This is a genomic window from Simplicispira lacusdiani (assembly GCF_003604195.1).
GTDB lineage: Bacteria > Pseudomonadota > Gammaproteobacteria > Burkholderiales > Burkholderiaceae_C > Simplicispira > Simplicispira lacusdiani.
Map to the genome: position 1 here is coordinate 82,698 of NZ_QXGR01000010.1, position 15,423 is coordinate 98,120.

General features: G+C 67.6%; 14 protein-coding genes. 11 read left to right on the plus strand and 3 right to left on the minus strand.

Annotation, left to right across the window (positions count from 1 at the left end):
* Positions 1-34: 34 nt before the first annotated feature.
* From D8S75_RS14090 to ubiA, 4 genes are all read left to right on the plus strand, one after another.
* Complete coding sequence (locus D8S75_RS14090) at positions 35-1,000, plus strand: hydrogen peroxide-inducible genes activator (RefSeq protein ID WP_119966986.1); 966 nt, start codon at positions 35-37, stop codon at positions 998-1,000.
* A gap of 105 nt (positions 1,001-1,105) precedes the next feature.
* Complete coding sequence (locus D8S75_RS14095; RefSeq protein ID WP_119966987.1) at positions 1,106-1,606, plus strand: Dps family protein; 501 nt, start codon at positions 1,106-1,108, stop codon at positions 1,604-1,606.
* A 16-nt stretch (positions 1,607-1,622) separates the two neighbouring features.
* Positions 1,623-3,146, plus strand: coding sequence for a CYTH and CHAD domain-containing protein (locus D8S75_RS14100; protein WP_119966988.1), 1,524 nt, complete (start codon positions 1,623-1,625; stop codon positions 3,144-3,146).
* A gap of 67 nt (positions 3,147-3,213) precedes the next feature.
* On the plus strand, positions 3,214-4,083 hold the full coding sequence (gene ubiA, locus D8S75_RS14105; RefSeq protein WP_119966989.1) for a 4-hydroxybenzoate octaprenyltransferase: 870 nt from the start codon (positions 3,214-3,216) through the stop codon (positions 4,081-4,083).
* Between the two features lie 60 nt (positions 4,084-4,143).
* Here the strand turns inward: ubiA and proC are convergent, their stop codons facing one another.
* The 3 genes from proC to D8S75_RS14120 all read right to left on the minus strand — a co-directional run bounded on the left by proC (position 4,144) and on the right by D8S75_RS14120 (position 7,332).
* Positions 4,144-4,983 carry a pyrroline-5-carboxylate reductase gene (proC, locus tag D8S75_RS14110; protein WP_119966990.1) on the minus strand — a complete coding sequence of 280 codons (840 nt, stop codon included), beginning with the start codon at positions 4,981-4,983 and terminating at the stop codon, positions 4,144-4,146.
* Positions 4,984-5,051: 68 nt separating this feature from the next.
* Positions 5,052-6,545 carry a glycerol kinase GlpK gene (gene glpK, locus D8S75_RS14115; RefSeq protein ID WP_119966991.1) on the minus strand — a complete coding sequence of 498 codons (1,494 nt, stop codon included), beginning with the start codon at positions 6,543-6,545 and terminating at the stop codon, positions 5,052-5,054.
* A 19-nt stretch (positions 6,546-6,564) separates the two neighbouring features.
* On the minus strand, positions 6,565-7,332 hold the full coding sequence (locus D8S75_RS14120; RefSeq protein WP_119966992.1) for a DeoR/GlpR family DNA-binding transcription regulator: 768 nt from the start codon (positions 7,330-7,332) through the stop codon (positions 6,565-6,567).
* 201 nt (positions 7,333-7,533) lie between these two features.
* On the opposite strand from D8S75_RS14120, the gene D8S75_RS14125 reads away from it, so the two are divergent.
* From D8S75_RS14125 to D8S75_RS14155, 7 genes are all read left to right on the plus strand, one after another.
* Positions 7,534-8,610: an ABC transporter ATP-binding protein gene (locus D8S75_RS14125; RefSeq protein ID WP_119966993.1), complete on the plus strand. Its 1,077-nt coding sequence runs from the start codon at positions 7,534-7,536 to the stop codon at positions 8,608-8,610.
* Between the two features lie 2 nt (positions 8,611-8,612).
* Positions 8,613-9,689 (plus strand): ABC transporter ATP-binding protein, encoded by a 1,077-nt coding sequence (locus D8S75_RS14130; RefSeq protein ID WP_119966994.1) that lies wholly within the window; start codon positions 8,613-8,615, stop codon positions 9,687-9,689.
* On the plus strand, positions 9,686-10,582 hold the full coding sequence (locus tag D8S75_RS14135; RefSeq protein WP_119966995.1) for a carbohydrate ABC transporter permease: 897 nt from the start codon (positions 9,686-9,688) through the stop codon (positions 10,580-10,582). Before D8S75_RS14130 ends, D8S75_RS14135 begins: the two co-directional genes overlap by 4 nt.
* The gene (locus D8S75_RS14140) at positions 10,575-11,387 is read left to right on the plus strand and encodes a carbohydrate ABC transporter permease (RefSeq protein ID WP_119966996.1); all 813 of its coding nucleotides are present in this window, start codon (positions 10,575-10,577) and stop codon (positions 11,385-11,387) included. The genes D8S75_RS14135 and D8S75_RS14140 overlap by 8 nt, the downstream gene beginning before the upstream one ends.
* Positions 11,388-11,399: 12 nt before the next feature.
* A complete protein-coding gene (locus D8S75_RS14145; RefSeq protein WP_119966997.1) occupies positions 11,400-11,708 on the plus strand; it encodes a DUF2160 domain-containing protein in 309 nt (102 codons plus the stop codon).
* A 92-nt stretch (positions 11,709-11,800) separates the two neighbouring features.
* Positions 11,801-13,534: an ABC transporter substrate-binding protein gene (locus D8S75_RS14150; protein ID WP_119966998.1), complete on the plus strand. Its 1,734-nt coding sequence runs from the start codon at positions 11,801-11,803 to the stop codon at positions 13,532-13,534.
* Positions 13,535-13,661: 127 nt separating this feature from the next.
* Positions 13,662-15,254 carry a glycerol-3-phosphate dehydrogenase/oxidase gene (locus D8S75_RS14155; protein WP_119966999.1) on the plus strand — a complete coding sequence of 531 codons (1,593 nt, stop codon included), beginning with the start codon at positions 13,662-13,664 and terminating at the stop codon, positions 15,252-15,254.
* Positions 15,255-15,423: the final 169 nt, after the last annotated feature.

Consider the following 15,423-nt stretch of genomic DNA (forward strand, 5'->3'; position numbering starts at 1 on the left):
GGCGCGGCGCCGGGGTGCTTACACTGCAGCCCTCATGACCCTCACCGAACTCAAATACATCGTCGCCGTGGCGCGCGAGAAGCACTTCGGCCGCGCGGCCGATGCCTGCTACGTGTCGCAGCCCACGCTGTCGGTGGCCGTCAAGAAGCTGGAGGAGGAGCTCGACGTCAAGCTCTTCGAGCGCAGCGCCGGCGAGGTCAGCGTCACCCCGCTGGGCGAGGAGATCGTGCGCCAGGCGCAGAGCGTGCTGGAGCAGGCCGCCTCCATCAAGGAAATCGCCAAGCGCGGCAAGGACCCGCTGGCCGGCGCGCTGACGCTCGGGGTGATCTACACCATCGGCCCCTACCTGCTGCCCGACCTGGTGCGCCAGTCCATCAAGCGCACGCCGCAGATGCCGCTGATGCTGCAGGAGAACTTCACCGTCAAGCTGCTGGAGATGCTGCGCACCGGCGAGATCGACTGCGCCATCCTGGCCGAACCCTTCCCCGACACCGGCCTGGCCATGGCGCCGCTGTACGACGAGCCCTTCATGGCCGCCCTGCCCAGCCACCATCCGCTGGCGGCGCAGCCCTCGGTCACGGCGCAAGAACTCAAGAGCGAGAACATGCTGCTGCTCGGCGCGGGGCACTGCTTCCGCGACCATGTGCTCGAAGTCTGCCCCGAATTCGCGCGTTTCGCGAGCAATGCCGAGGGCATCCGCAAGACCTTCGAGGGCTCCTCGCTGGAAACCATCAAGCACATGGTGGCCGCGGGCATGGGCGTGACCCTGGTGCCGCGCCTGGCAGTGCCGCGCGATGCGTTCGCGACGTCGGCGCGCCGGCGCAAGACGGACGAGCCGCACATCCGCTACCTGCCCATCAGCGAGGGTGACGGCAGCGCGCCGCCCGTGCGCCGCGTGGTGCTGGCCTGGCGCCGCAGCTTCACGCGCTACGAGGCCATCGCCGCGCTGCGCAACGCCATCTACGCCTGCGAACTACCGGGCGTCACGCGCCTGTCCTGACCCCGTGGCCCGGCGGGCCAAGGGCGGGAAGCCGCGCGCCATGCGCTACAGTGTCCTCGTGCCACCAGAGGCACTGTTTGCACCACCTTTCCAGAGGAGAAGAACATGGCCAAAGCCGCCAAGACCACCGCGCCCAGCATCCACATCGGCATCAGCGACAAGGACCGCGCCGCCATCGCCCAGGGCCTTGCCCGCCTGCTGGCCGACACCTACACGCTGTATCTGACCACGCACAACTTCCACTGGAACGTGACCGGCCCGATGTTCAACTCGCTGCACGCGATGTTCATGGCGCAGTACACCGAGCTGTGGAACGCCGTGGACCCGATCGCCGAGCGCATCCGCTCGCTGGGCCATGTGGCGCCGGGCTCCTACGCCGAGTTCGGCAAGCTCGCCAGCGTGCCCGACGCGCCCGCCAAGCCGCCCAAGGCGCTGGAGATGGTGCGCATCCTGGTAGAAGGCCACGAGGCCGTGGCGCGCACCGCACGCGGCCTGTTCGCGGTGGTGGACAAGGCCAGCGACGAGCCCACGGCCGACCTGCTGACCCAGCGCCTGACCGTGCACGAGCAGACGGCCTGGATGCTGCGCTCGCTGCTGGAAGAGTGATCTGGGCGCGCGGCGCATGAGCACCCGCCGCACACCGGTGGCCGTGGCGCCCGCGCCAGGCGCCGAGATCGAGCTCAAGCTCGCCTTGCCCGCAGGCGGCGGCGCGGCCCTGCTGCGCAAGCTGGCCGCCGTGCCTGCCCTGGCGCGCGTCGCGCCGGTGCGCCAGCAACTGCACAACCAGTATTTCGATACCCCGGCGCAAGACCTGCGCGCACGCCGCGCGGCCCTGCGCCTGCGGCGCGTGCAGGGCGCTGGTGCGGGGGAGCAGTGGCTGCAAACCCTCAAGACCGCCGATGCCGAGCTGTCGGCCCTGAGCCAGCGCGGCGAATGGGAAACGCCCGTGCCCGGCCCCGCATTGCAGCCCAAGGCCCTGCGCGCCGCGCCCCCCTGGCGGCGGCTCGATCCCGATGGCACCCTGCTCGCGACCCTGCAACCCTGCTTTGCCACCGACTTCGAGCGCACCTGCTGGACGCTGCGCCAGCGCGGCGGCGTGGTCATCGAGGTGGCGCTGGACCAGGGCCACATCCATGCGGGTGGGAGCAGCGCGCCCATCGCCGAGCTGGAGCTGGAGCTGCTGGCCGGCCCGCCCGAAGCCCTGTTCCGCCTGGCGGCGCAGATCGCGCGGCGCGTGCCCGTGCTGCCGCTGTCGGCCAGCAAGGCGCAGCGCGGCTTTGCCCTGGCGCAGGGCCTGCTCGATGCCCCGCGCCGTGCGCGCCCGCCCGTGCTGGGGCCTCGGCCCGCGCTGCAAGACCTGGCGGCCGCGCTGCTGGGCGAAACCTTCGACCAGTTCTGCACCAACCTGCATGGACTGCTGGATGCCGACCACCCCGAGCTGGTGCACCAGGCGCGGGTCGGCTGGCGCCGCTGGCGTTCGGCGCTGCGGCTGTGTCTGCCCGACCTGGCGCTGCCGCCGCCCACCTGGCCTGGCCTGGAGCCCCTGCTGGGCTTGCTGGGCGAGCTGCGCGACCTGGACGTGGCCTGCACCCAAACCCTGCCGGCCGTGCAGGCGCCCTATGTGGACGGCTCGCCCGCACGGGCCGCCGACTGGGAGCGCACGGCGCAAGCCTTCCAGCAGGCCGTTGCCGTGCAGCGCAAGGCGGTGCGCCTGGCGCTGCAGGAGCCCATGACCGGCCAGGCCCTGCTGGGCCTGGTGCAGTGGATCGCGGCGCTGCCGCGGGCCGCGCCCGCCACGCCGCAACCCGCCCGGCGCTGGGCGCGCCGGCGCACCGAGCGCCTGCACCAACGCTGGAAGAAAGCCCAGCGCCAGGCCAGCGACCCCGCCCGGCTGCACCGCGCCCGCCTGCTGGCCAAGCGCCTGCGCTACACCATCGAAGCCCTGCAGCCCCTGCTGCCGGATGCCGCCCAGCGCTGGCACGCCCAGGCCCTGCAGGCCCAGGAAGAGGTGGGCCGCCTGCGCGATGTGCACATGGCCGTGCTGCTGGCCGCGCGTCTGCAGGCACCGGCCGAGGTGGTGGCGTTTTTGCGGGGCCATGCGGCGGGCTGGGCGCAGGCCCTGCTGCCAGACGACACAGCGGCCTGACCGCAGACCAATCGGCGGTATAAACCGGGGCGCGCGCCTGGCGGCGCTGTCTTTCCGATCCTTTGCCATGACCACCTTGCCCCGCAGCCGCTTCGCTCTGTACCTCGACCTGATCCGCTGGAACCGCCCCGCCGGCTGGCTGCTGCTGCTGTGGCCCACGCTCAGCGCGCTGTGGATCGCGGCCGGGGGCTTTCCGGGCTGGCACCTGGTGGCGGTGTTCACGCTGGGCACCATCCTCATGCGCAGCGCCGGCTGCTGCGTCAACGACGTGGCCGACCGCGACTTCGACCGCCATGTCAAGCGCACGGCGCAGCGCCCCATCACCAGCGGCGCGGTGTCGGTGCGCGAGGCGCTGGGCGTGGGCGCGGCGCTGGCGCTGGTGGCCTTTGCCCTGGTGCTGACCACCAACGCGCCCACGGTGGCCTGGTCGCTGCCGGCGCTGGCGGTGACCATCCTCTACCCCTTCACCAAGCGTTTCTTTGCCATGCCGCAGGCGGTGCTGGGCGTGGCGTTCAGCATGGGCATTCCCATGGCCTTCACCGCCGTGCGCGGCGAGGTGCCTTGGCTGGCGCTGTGGCTGGTGCTGGGCAACCTGCTGTGGGTGCTGGCCTACGACACCGAGTACGCCATGGTGGACCGCGACGACGACCTGAAGATCGGCATGAAGACTTCGGCCATCACCCTGGGCCGCTTCGACGTGGCGGCCATTTTGGCGTTCTACCTGGGTTTTGTGCTGATTTGGGCTGTAGCGCTTGCCCCGCTTGCGCTGGGTGCTCTGTTTTATGTAGCGCTTGGCGCCGTGCTGGCGCAGGTGGCCTGGCACTGGCACCTGATCCGCAGACGCACCCGCGAGGGGTGCTTCCGCGCATTCCGCGAGAACCACTGGATCGGGTTCACCGTGTTCCTGGGGATCGTGGCCAGTTACGCGATCCGCTGATTGCTATAAAAAATATAGCTATTCGCGCCTGTGGAATAAGCGCCGGTGGCAAAAAATGCCTCAAGCGCCGAACTCGTTCCCAAGCTCATGGGCTCGCTGCTCGGCGGCGTGCATGGCGCGCTCGAAGCTGGCACCCACACCGTCCTTTTCCAGCGACTGGATGGCCGCGTAGGTGGTGCCGCCCTTGGAGGTGACGCGCTGGCGCAGCACCTCGGGCGGCTCGTCGGAGCGGCGCGCCAGTTCGGAGGCGCCAACGAACGTGCCCACGGCGAGCTGGTGCGCCTGCGCCGGGGCCAGGCCCATGGCCGTGCCGGCGCGGGTCATGGCCTCCAGGAAGTAGAAGACGTAGGCCGGGCCCGAGCCCGACAGGGCGGTCACGGCGTCGAGCTGCTTTTCGCTCTCCACCCACAGGAATTCACCGGTGGTGGCCATGATGGCCTCCACGCTCTGGCACTGTTCGGCGCTCACGCCCGGGCGGGCGTACAGCGCGCTCATGCCCTTGCCCACCAAAGCGGGCGTGTTGGGCATGGTGCGCACGATGCAGTCGCTGCCCAGCCACTGGGCGATGCTGTCGGAGCGGATGCCGGCGGCCACGCTCAGGTGCAGGGCGCCCTGGGTGTGCTCGCGCGTCTGCGCGGCGGCGTCCTTGAAGGTCTGCGGCTTGACGGCCCAGACCACGATGCCGGCGCGCGCCAACGCAGGGCCGGGGGCGGGCAGGGCCTCGATGCCGAAATTCCTGCGCAGCGCCGCGCGGGCTTCTTCCCAGGGCTCCACCACCTCGATCTGGCTGGCCGGATGGCCTTGGCGGATCAGTCCGCCGATGATGGCGCTGGCCATGTTGCCGCCGCCGATGAAGGCGATCACGGGGAGCTGGGGGGAGGAGGCGGGGGTAGGGCTCATGGTGCGGTGCGGAGTGGCAACTACAGGGGCCACGATGGTAGCGCCAACGGGCCGCTGTCCCGTGGCAGCTACTCCAAAGTGGCTTGGCGCACAGCGTGTTCCCAGCGCGCCATCAGCTCCTGGGCCCGGGCGGCGGGCAGGGTGGGCACGAAGCGCCGCTCGGCGCGCCACAGGCGCGAGAGCTCTTCGGTGCTGCCGTACACACCGCTCGACAGCCCGGCCAGGTAGGCCGCGCCCAGCGCCGTGGTCTCGATCACGGCGGGCCGCACCACCGGGATGCCCAGCAGGTCTGCCTGGAACTGCATCAACAGGTCGTTGATGCAGGCGCCGCCGTCCACGCGCAGCTCGCTCACCGGCTGGCCACCCGCGGCCACGGCGTCGCGGCTCATGGCCAGCAGCAGGGCGGCGCTCTGGTAGGCAATGGATTCGAGCGCCGCGCGGGCGATGTGCGCCAGCGTGGTGCCGCGCGTGAGGCCCGTGATGGTGCCGCGCGCGTCGGGCTTCCAGTAGGGCGCGCCCAGGCCGGTGAAGGCGGGCACCATCATCACGCCGCCCGAGTCGGGCACGGTCAGGGCGAGCGATTCGACCTCGCTGCTGCTGGAGATGGCGCGCAGCCCGTCGCGCAGCCACTGCACCACGGCGCCACCGACGAACACGCTGCCTTCGAGCGCGAATTCGGGCTGTCGCCCAGGTTGTGCCGCGCTGGTCGTGAGCAGGCCGTTGCGCGAGGTCTGGAAGGTCTGGCCGGTGTGCATGAGCATGAAGCAGCCCGTGCCGTAGGTGTTCTTGGCCATGCCGGCGCTGAAGCAGGCTTGGCCGAACAGCGCGCTCTGCTGGTCGCCCGCCACGCCACCAATGCGGATGGGGTGGCCCAGCAGGTCGGCGGCGATGTCGCCGAAATGGCTGCTCGACGGCAGCACCTCGGGCAGCAGCGCCTTGGGGATGCGCAGCAGCGTGAGCAGTTCGTCGTCCCATTGATTGGTGCGCACGTTGAACAGCATGGTGCGTGCCGCGTTGCTCACGTCGGTCACATGCACCGCGCCATGGGTGAGCTTCCACATCAGCCAGCTGTCCACCGTGCCGAAGGCCAGCTCGCCGCGCTCGGCGGCGTCGCGCGCGCCGGGCACGTGGTCCAGCATCCACTGCAGCTTGGTGCCGGAAAAATAGGCATCGACCAGCAGCCCGGTCTTGGCCTGGATGGTGTCGGCATGGCCCTGCTCGCGCAATTGCGCGCAGGCGGGCTCGGCGCGCCGGTCCTGCCAGACGATGGCGTGGTGCACCGGCAGGCCGGTCTTGCGGTTCCACAGCACGGTGGTTTCGCGCTGGTTGGTGATGCCCACGGCGCGCACGCTGCTCGCCGCGATGCCGGCCTTGGCCAGCGCCTCGCGCGCGGTGGCGAGCTGGGTGCGCCAGATCTCCAGCGGGTCATGCTCCACCCAGCCGGGGCGGGGGTAGATCTGGGGCAGCTCAAGCTGCGCCAGGGACACGATGTGGCCCAGCTCGTCGAACACGATGCTGCGCGAGCTGGAGGTGCCCTGGTCGAGTGCAAGCAGGTAGGTCATGGGGGAGTCGGGAAAGAGATCAGTCGGTAGCCACCACCAGCTGCACGTCGGCGTTGGCCAGCAGGGTGGGGAAGGGCTCGGGCGGGGCTTCGTCGGTGAACAGCCGGTCGATCTGGTCGAGCGTGGCGAGCTGCACCATGGCCGGGCGGTTGAACTTGCTGTGATCGGCGGCGAGCCAGACCTCGCGCGCGTGCTCCACGATGGTCTGGGCCACCTTCACCTCGCGGTAGTCGAAATCGCGCAGCGAGCCGTCGGGCTCGATGCCCGAGATGCCGATGATGGCGATGTCGACCCGGAATTGGCGGATGAAGTCCACCGCTGCCTCGCCCACGATGCCCCGGTCGCGCGGGCGCACCATGCCGCCGGTCACGATGACCTCGCAGTCGGGGTTGCCGCTGAGGATGGCGGCCACGTTGAGGTTGTTGGTGATGACGCGCAGGCCCTGGTGGCGCAGCAGCGCCTTGGCGATGGCCTCGGTGGTGGTGCCGATGTTGAGGATCAGCGAGCAGTGGTTCGGCACCAGCCGCGCCACGGCCCGGGCGATGCGCGCCTTGCCATCGGAATGCAGGGATTCGCGCTGGGTGTGGGCCAGGTTCTCCACGGTGGAACTGGGCACGCGCACGCCGCCATGGAAGCGCATCAGCAAGCCCTTCTCGGACAGGCGCTGCACGTCGCGGCGCACGGTCTGCAGCGTCACGCCCAGGGTTTCGGCCAGCTCTTCCACGGTGGCCGATTGGCGGGCACGCACGGCTTCGAGGATCAGGATTTGTCGGGGATTGGTGTTCACGCGGATTCCGGCGGGCTGGTGGTGGCTGTCACTGTAAGGCGAAATGTAAAACGAAAAAAAAGGAACAAAATAAGGGTAAACCTTGATTCATTACGAACAAAAAAGAACAAAAATGAAAAAATACGAAAATCGTTATGGCGCTCGCCTTTGCGGCGCGCAATGAAGGTGCGGGCTCCCGGAGTCCGCGAGAAAGGCGGAGCAATGGAGCTGGTACTGGAGTGCATCAGCAAGAAGGTGGGAGCGCAGACCTGGCTCCATGGCATGGACATGGCCTTGCACAGCAATGCCGTGACCGTGTTGCTGGGTGCCACGCAGGCGGGCAAGACCAGCCTGATGCGCATCATGGCCGGGCTGGACGAGCCCACGGCCGGCGCGGTGCGGGTCGATGGCCGGGACGTGACCGGCATGCCGGTGCGTGAGCGCAACGTGGCCATGGTCTACCAGCAGTTCATCAATTACCCGTCGCTCACAGTGGCGGACAACATCGCCTCGCCGCTGAAGCTGCGCGGCGAGAAGAACATCGGCGCGCGCGTGCGCGAACTCGCCGAGCGTCTGCATATCGACATGTTCCTCGATCGCCTGCCGGCCGAGCTGTCGGGTGGGCAGCAGCAGCGCGTGGCGCTGGCGCGGGCGCTGGCCAAGGGCGCGCCGCTGATGCTGCTCGACGAGCCGCTGGTGAACCTGGACTACAAGCTGCGCGAGGAACTGCGCGAGGAGCTTTCGCAGCTGTTCGCCACAGGCCAGTCCACCGTGGTCTACGCCACCACCGAGCCGGGCGAGGCGCTGCTGCTGGGCGGTTACACCGCCGTGCTCGACGAGGGGCGGCTGCTGCAGTACGGCCCCACGGCCGAGGTGTTCCACGAGCCGTGCTCGCTGCGCGTGGCGCGGGCCTTCAGCGATCCCCCCATCAACCTGGTGCCGGCCGTGGCCATGGCGCAGGGCTTGCGCCTGCAGGGCGGCCTGGAGCTGGCGCCGCGCCGGCCTTTGACTGTGCCGGGCGTGCCCGATGTGACGGTGGGCCTGCGCGCCAGCGCCCTGCGGGTCGAGGCGCGGCCGGGTGATGTGGCGGTGCGGGGCGAGGTGGAGCTGGCCGAGATTTCCGGTTCCGACACCTTCGTGCATGCCGCCACGCCGCTGGGCGAGGTGGTGGCGCAGGTCACCGGGGTGCATTACTTCGAGCTGGGTGCCGCGGTCACGCTGTATTTCAGCCCGGCGCAGATCTATGTGTTTGGCGGCAATGGCGGCCTGTTGCTGGCGCCTCAGCGCCAAGGGGGCTGACCATGGCGCACATCACGCTGGATCTGGCGCATTCCTACAAGCCCAACCCTCGGCAGGACAGCGACTATGCGCTGCTGCCTTTGACCATGGAGTTCGAGGACGGTGGCGCCTATGCGCTGCTGGGTCCTTCGGGCTGCGGCAAGACGACGATGCTCAACATCATGTCGGGCTTGCTCGTGCCTTCGCATGGCAAGGTGCTGTTCGATGGCCGCGACGTCACGCGCGCCACGCCGCAGGACCGCAACATCGCCCAGGTGTTCCAGTTTCCGGTGATCTACGACACCATGACGGTGGCCGAGAACCTGGCTTTCCCCTTGCGCAACCGCAAGGTGCCGCAGGACCAGATCCGCCAGCGCGTCGGGGTGATCGCCGAGATGCTGGAGATGAGCGGGCAGCTCGACCAGCGCGCGGCGGGCCTGTCGGCCGATGCCAAGCAGAAGATTTCGCTGGGCCGGGGCCTGGTGCGCTCGGACGTGGCTGCCGTGCTGTTCGACGAGCCGCTCACGGTGATCGATCCGCACCTCAAGTGGCAGCTGCGGCGCAAGCTCAAGCAAATCCACCACGAGCTGAAGCTCACGCTGATCTACGTCACGCACGACCAGGTGGAGGCCCTCACCTTCGCCGACCAGGTGGTAGTGATGACGCGCGGCCGCGCCGTGCAGGTGGGCTCGGCCGACGCGCTGTTCGAGCGGCCGCAGCATGTGTTCGTGGGCCATTTCATCGGCTCGCCGGGCATGAACTTCCTGCCCGCGCAGGTGGAGGGTGGGTGCCTGCGGGTGGCCGGCCAGGCGCTGGAGCTTCCCGTGCCACGCGGCCTGCCCGAGGGGGCTCTGCAGGTGGGCGTGCGCCCCGAGTACCTGGCGCTGGCACAGCCCGGGCAGCCCGGCGCGCTGCCATGCACCGTGCAGCGCGTGCAGGACATCGGCACCTACTTCATGCTGACCGCGCAGGTGGGCGAGCACGTGCTGCGCGCCCGGTTCAGCCCCGAGCAGCGGCTGCCGTCGCCGGGCGACGCGGTGTGGCTGCAGGCGCTGGGCGAGCACACCTGCTTCTACCAGAACGAGGAGTTGCTGCCATGAGTGCAACGACCAAACCCGTGAACCAGAAGGCCTGGTTCCTGATCCTGCCGGTGCTGCTGTGCGTGGCGTTCTCGGCCATCGTGCCGCTGATGACGGTGGTCAACTACTCGGTGCAGGACATCATCTCGCCCGAGCGCCGCGTGTTCGTGGGCACCGAGTGGTTCGCCGCCGTGATGCGCGACGAGGAGCTGCATGCCGCGCTCTGGCGCCAGCTCACCTTCTCGCTGGCCGTGCTGCTGGTGGAAATTCCGCTGGGCATCCTGCTGGCGCTGTCCATGCCGGCGCAGGGCTGGAAGTCGTCCGCCGTGCTGGTGGTGGTGGCGCTGTCGCTGCTGATCCCCTGGAACGTGGTGGGCACCATCTGGCAGATCTACGGCCGCTCGGACATCGGCCTGCTGGGCGCGGCGCTCAATGCCGCCGGCATCGACTACAGCTACACCGGCAACGCCACGCACGCCTGGATCACCGTGCTGGTGATGGACGTGTGGCACTGGACGCCGCTGGTGGCGCTGCTGTGCTTCGCCGGGCTGCGCAGTATTCCCGACGCCTACTACCAGGCCGCGCGCATCGACGGTGCGAGCAAGCTGGCCGTGTTCCGCTACATCCAGCTGCCCAAGATGCGCGGCGTGCTGATGATCGCCGTGCTGCTGCGCTTCATGGACAGCTTCATGATCTACACCGAGCCCTTCGTGCTCACAGGCGGCGGGCCGGGCAACGCCACCACCTTCCTCAGCCAGTACCTCACGCAGAAGGCCGTGGGCCAGTTCGACCTGGGCCCTGCGGCGGCGTTCTCGCTGATCTACTTCCTCATCATCCTGCTGCTGTGCTTCATCCTCTACAACTGGATGCAGCGCATGGGTACCGCCGACGCGCAAGGGGCCGGCCATGACTGAAAAACGCTTCCAGAAGCGCACGCTGTTCCTGATCGCCTACCTGGTCTTCGCCGTGCTGCCCATCTACTGGATGGTCAACATGAGCTTCAAGACCAACGAGGAGATCCTGTCGAGCTTCTCGTTCTGGCCCCAGCACTTCACCTGGGCCAACTACAAGACCATCTTCACCGATCCCTCGTGGTACTCGGGCTACATCAACAGCCTGATCTACGTGGCCATCAACACGGTGATCTCGCTCACCGTGGCGCTGCCGGCGGCCTATGCCTTCAGCCGCTACCAGTTCCTGGGCGACAAGCATGTGTTTTTCTGGTTGCTGACCAACCGCATGACGCCGCCCGCAGTGTTCCTGCTGCCGTTCTTCCAGCTCTACACCACCGTGGGGCTGATGGACACGCACATCGCCGTGGCGCTGGCGCACCTGCTGTTCAACGTGCCGCTGGCGGTGTGGATCCTGGAAGGCTTCATGAGCGGCATCCCGCGCGAAATCGACGAGACGGCCTACATCGACGGCTACAGCTTCCCGCGCTTCTTCCTCACCATCTTCGTGCCCCTCATCAAGGCCGGCGTGGGGGTGGCGGCGTTCTTCTGCTTCATGTTCTCGTGGGTGGAGTTGCTGCTGGCGCGCACGCTCACCAGCGTGAACGCCAAGCCCATCGTCGCGACGATGACGCGCACGGTGTCGGCCTCGGGCATGGACTGGGCCACGCTGGCCGCTGCTGGCGTGCTGACCATCGTGCCGGGCGCCATCGTCATCTGGTTCGTGCGGCACTACATCGCGAAGGGTTTCGCGATGGGCCGGGTGTAAGGAGATATCGCCATGTTCGAGTGGATGGCCTGGACCACGCCGGTGGCCGTTTTCTTCGTCTGCATCGTGTTCATGCTGATCGGCATGACGGTGTGGGAAATCAAGTCGCCGACGGTGCTGCGCAAGGGTTTTCTGCCCATCGCCACGACGCGTGGCGACCGCCTGTTCATCGGTCTCCTGACGGCGGCCTATATCAACCTGGCCTGGGTGGGCCTGGGCGAGCGCATGGCGCAGTGGTTCTCGCTGGAGGCCGCGCCCTCGGTGTGGATCAGCCTGTTCCTGTCGATGGCGGCGCTCGCTTTTGTGATGCGCAAGGCCTGAGCGCTGGCTCGGAGGATTTCAGAAAACCGGCCCGTTCCTCCCCCGCGGCCGGGGTTCATTTTTAAAGGGGAGGCCCAATGAGGAGACAAGTGATGAAGGTTCAACTGAAGGCAGTCGCATTTGCCGCAGCCGCACTGGCCCTGGGCCAGGCCGCCTGGGCCGGGGAGGCAGAAGCCAAGAAATGGATCGACAGCGAATTCCAGCCCTCGACGCTGAGCAAGGACCAGCAGATGGCGGAGATGAAGTGGTTCATCGACGCGGCCAAGAAGCTGCAGGCCAAGGGCGTGAAGGAAATCTCGGTGGTCTCCGAAACCATCACCACCCATGAGTACGAGTCCAAGACCCTGGCCAAGGCGTTCGAGGAAATCACGGGGATCAAGGTCAAGCACGACCTGATCCAAGAGGGTGACGTGGTCGAGAAGCTGCAGACCTCGATGCAGTCGGGCAAGAGCATTTACGACGGCTGGATCTCCGACTCCGACCTGATCGGCACGCACTACCGCTACGGCAAGATCATGAGCCTGACCGATTACATGGGCGGCGCGGGCAAGGAATACACCAACCCGGGCCTGGATCTGAAGGATTTCATTGGCACCAAGTTCACCACCGGTCCAGATGGCAAGCTGTACCAGCTGCCCGACCAGCAGTTCGCCAACCTGTACTGGTTCCGTGCCGACCTGTTCGATCGCAAGGACATCAAGGACAAGTTCAAGGCCAAGTACGGCTACGACCTGGGCGTGCCGCTGAACTGGAGTGCTTACGAGGACATCGCCGAGTTCTTCACCAACGACGTGAAGCAGATCGACGGCAAGGCGATTTATGGCCACATGGATTACGGCAAGAAGGACCCCTCGCTGGGCTGGCGCTTCACCGACGCCTGGCTGTCGATGGCCGGCACCGCTGACATTGGTGCGCCCAATGGCCTGCCGATCGACGAATGGGGCATCCGTGTGGCCGACGACAAGTGCACGCCCGTGGGCGCCTCGGTGGCCCGTGGCGGTGCCACCAATTCGCCGGCCGCGGTCTATGCTCTGACCAAGTACGTGGATTGGATGAAGAAGTACGCGCCCAAGGAAGCCACGGGCATGACTTTCGGTGAAGCTGGCCCCGTGCCCGCCCAGGGTCAGATCGCCCAGCAGATCTTCTGGTACACCGCCTTCACGGCCGACATGAACAAGCCCGGACTGCCCGTGGTGAATGCGGACGGCACACCGAAGTGGCGCATGGCCCCCGGCCCTAATGGCCCATACTGGAAGCAGGGCATGCAGAACGGTTATCAGGACGTGGGTTCGTGGACCTTCTTCAAGAACCATGATGCTGACCGGACGGCCGCTGCCTGGCTCTATGCCCAGTTCGTGACCGCCAAGACGACCTCGCTGAAGAAGACCGTGGTCGGCCTGACCCCAATCCGCGAGTCCGATATCCAGTCCAAGGCCATGACCGACATGGCGCCCAAGCTCGGCGGCCTGGTCGAGTTCTACCGCAGCCCGGCCCGCGTGGCTTGGTCGCCCACCGGCACCAACGTGCCCGACTACCCCAAGCTGGCACAGCTGTGGTGGAAGAACGTGGCCCAGGCCGTCACGGGCGAGAAGACGCCCCAGGGCGCCATGGATACGCTGGCCGACGAGATGGACCAGGTCATGGCGCGCCTTGAGCGCGCCGGCATGGAGCGTTGCGCGCCCAAGCTCAACAAGAAGGAAGACCCGGCCAAGTGGCTGAGCGACAAGAAGGCGCCATGGGCCAAGCTGGCCAATGAGAAGCCCAAGGGCGAAACCATTGCCTACAACAAGCTGTTGCAGGCCTGGAAGGATGGCAAGGTGCGTTGAGCACCACAGCCTCTCCTGGTGGAATGCCCGGCACCCAGTCCTGGGTGCCGGGCATCGGACCCTGGCTCTTGGGGCAGGGTCATCCCATCGACCGATGTAGCGCGACGCGCGTGGACGTTCCGAACCCATGACTACAGTCCCCACTCCCCTGCAGACCCAGCGCTCCGAACTGATGGAGCGCCTGGGCCGGCCTCGCCTGTATGACCTGGTCATCATTGGCGGCGGTGCGACCGGCTTGGGGGTGGCGCTGGACGCTGCGGCGCGCGGTTTCAGCGTGGCGCTGGTGGAGTCGCACGATTTCGCCAAGGGCACCTCTTCGCGCGCCACCAAGCTGGTGCATGGCGGGGTGCGCTATCTGGCGCAGGGCAACATCGCCCTGGTACGCGAGGCGCTGCACGAGCGCACCACCCTGATGAACAACGCCCCGCACCTGGCGCAGCCGCTGGCGTTCGTCATGCCGTCCTATCGTTGCTGGGAGTCTCCCTTCTACGGTGTCGGGCTCAAGATGTACGATGCCTTGGCCGGGCGCGCCGGCCTGGGGTCGACCGAATTCCTGGGGGCGGTGCGCACGTTGGAGTGCCTGCCCACCGTGCGCTCACAGGGGCTCAAGGGCGGCGTCAAATACTGGGATGGCCAGTTCGACGATGCGCGGCTGGCGCTGGCGCTGGCGCGCACGGCCGCCAGCCGGGGGGCCGTGCTGGTGAATTACTGTGCGGCACGCGAACTGGTGCATGAACAGGGGCGCGTCAGTGGCGTCGTCTGCGAAGACACTGAAACGGGACACCGTTTCACGCTGCACGCGCGCTGCGTGGTCAACGCCACCGGCGTATGGGTGGATGCTCTGCGCCAGCAGGATGGCGAGGCCGTCCAGCGGCCCGTCAAGCCCATCGTGGCGCCCAGTCAGGGCGTGCATGTGGTGGTGGACAGGGAGTTCCTGGCTTCCGACCATGCCCTCATGGTGCCCAAGACCGCCGATGGCCGGGTCTTGTTCGCCGTGCCCTGGCTTGGCAAGGTGATTCTGGGGACCACCGACAGCCCGCGCCACGACCTGGAGCGCGAGCCGGAACCGTTCCCGGAAGAAATGGCCTTCATCCTGCGGGAGTCCGCGCGCTACCTGAGCCGGGCGCCGACGCCGGGTGACATCCGCAGTATCTGGGTAGGATTGCGGCCGTTGGTCAAGCCCCAGGATGACGACGGCAACAACACCAAGAGCCTGAGCCGGGAGCACACCGTGCTGGCCAGCCGCAGCGGCCTCATCACAGTCACCGGGGGGAAATGGACGACTTACCGGGCCATGGCGGAGGATGTGTTGCAAAAATGTTTCACATCGGGCTTTCTCGAAGCCAGGCCGGGGGGCGTCACCACGCGCTTGCCGCTGGTGGGCACGCCGGAAGAGCCTGTGCGCCACCGCATGTGCGATGCCCAGGGGTGGCACTCCTATGGCGCCGAGGCCGGTTTCGTGCGCCAGTTGCCGGGCGCGGGGCGCGATCTGGGCGGCGGGTTGACCGAGGCCATGGTGCGCTTTGCCGCACGGTATGAGTACGCTCGCACGGTCGAGGATGTGCTGGCCCGGCGCTGGCGCATGCTGTTTCTGGATGCGCACCGGGCCGCGCAGATGGCGCATGCCGTGGCCGAGGTTCTGCAGCAGGAAACAGGATGCGATCCCCAATTGGCCCCGTTCATGGCGCTGGCAAAGCAGTATGTACGGCTTCCCTCCTGACCGGGGGGGCTAGAAAGTGCTTGACGATCCTGTGACCTTTTGCGAGAATCACAGGCTTCGCTAAGAAAACAGCGAAATTCTGCCCAGGAAAACTCCGCAAATGGTTTGCGGGGTGGACGACGGGCCCAAGACTGACTGGTTGATCGGCGATGTGCGAGAAGGTCTCGGG

Bases quoted from the DNA above. Each gene is read 5' to 3' on its own strand.
- D8S75_RS14090 (WP_119966986.1), top strand. From the start codon at position 35: ATGACCCTCACCGAACTCAAATACATCGTCGCCGTGGCGCGCGAGAAG.
- D8S75_RS14095 (WP_119966987.1), top strand. From the start codon at position 1,106: ATGGCCAAAGCCGCCAAGACCACCGCGCCCAGCATCCACATCGGCATC.
- D8S75_RS14100 (WP_119966988.1), top strand. From the start codon at position 1,623: ATGAGCACCCGCCGCACACCGGTGGCCGTGGCGCCCGCGCCAGGCGCC.
- ubiA (WP_119966989.1), top strand. From the start codon at position 3,214: ATGACCACCTTGCCCCGCAGCCGCTTCGCTCTGTACCTCGACCTGATC.
- proC (WP_119966990.1), bottom strand. From the start codon at position 4,983: ATGAGCCCTACCCCCGCCTCCTCCCCCCAGCTCCCCGTGATCGCCTTC.
- glpK (WP_119966991.1), bottom strand. From the start codon at position 6,545: ATGACCTACCTGCTTGCACTCGACCAGGGCACCTCCAGCTCGCGCAGC.
- D8S75_RS14125 (WP_119966993.1), top strand. From the start codon at position 7,534: ATGGAGCTGGTACTGGAGTGCATCAGCAAGAAGGTGGGAGCGCAGACC.
- D8S75_RS14130 (WP_119966994.1), top strand. From the start codon at position 8,613: ATGGCGCACATCACGCTGGATCTGGCGCATTCCTACAAGCCCAACCCT.
- D8S75_RS14135 (WP_119966995.1), top strand. From the start codon at position 9,686: ATGAGTGCAACGACCAAACCCGTGAACCAGAAGGCCTGGTTCCTGATC.
- D8S75_RS14140 (WP_119966996.1), top strand. From the start codon at position 10,575: ATGACTGAAAAACGCTTCCAGAAGCGCACGCTGTTCCTGATCGCCTAC.
- D8S75_RS14145 (WP_119966997.1), top strand. From the start codon at position 11,400: ATGTTCGAGTGGATGGCCTGGACCACGCCGGTGGCCGTTTTCTTCGTC.
- D8S75_RS14150 (WP_119966998.1), top strand. From the start codon at position 11,801: ATGAAGGTTCAACTGAAGGCAGTCGCATTTGCCGCAGCCGCACTGGCC.
- D8S75_RS14155 (WP_119966999.1), top strand. From the start codon at position 13,662: ATGACTACAGTCCCCACTCCCCTGCAGACCCAGCGCTCCGAACTGATG.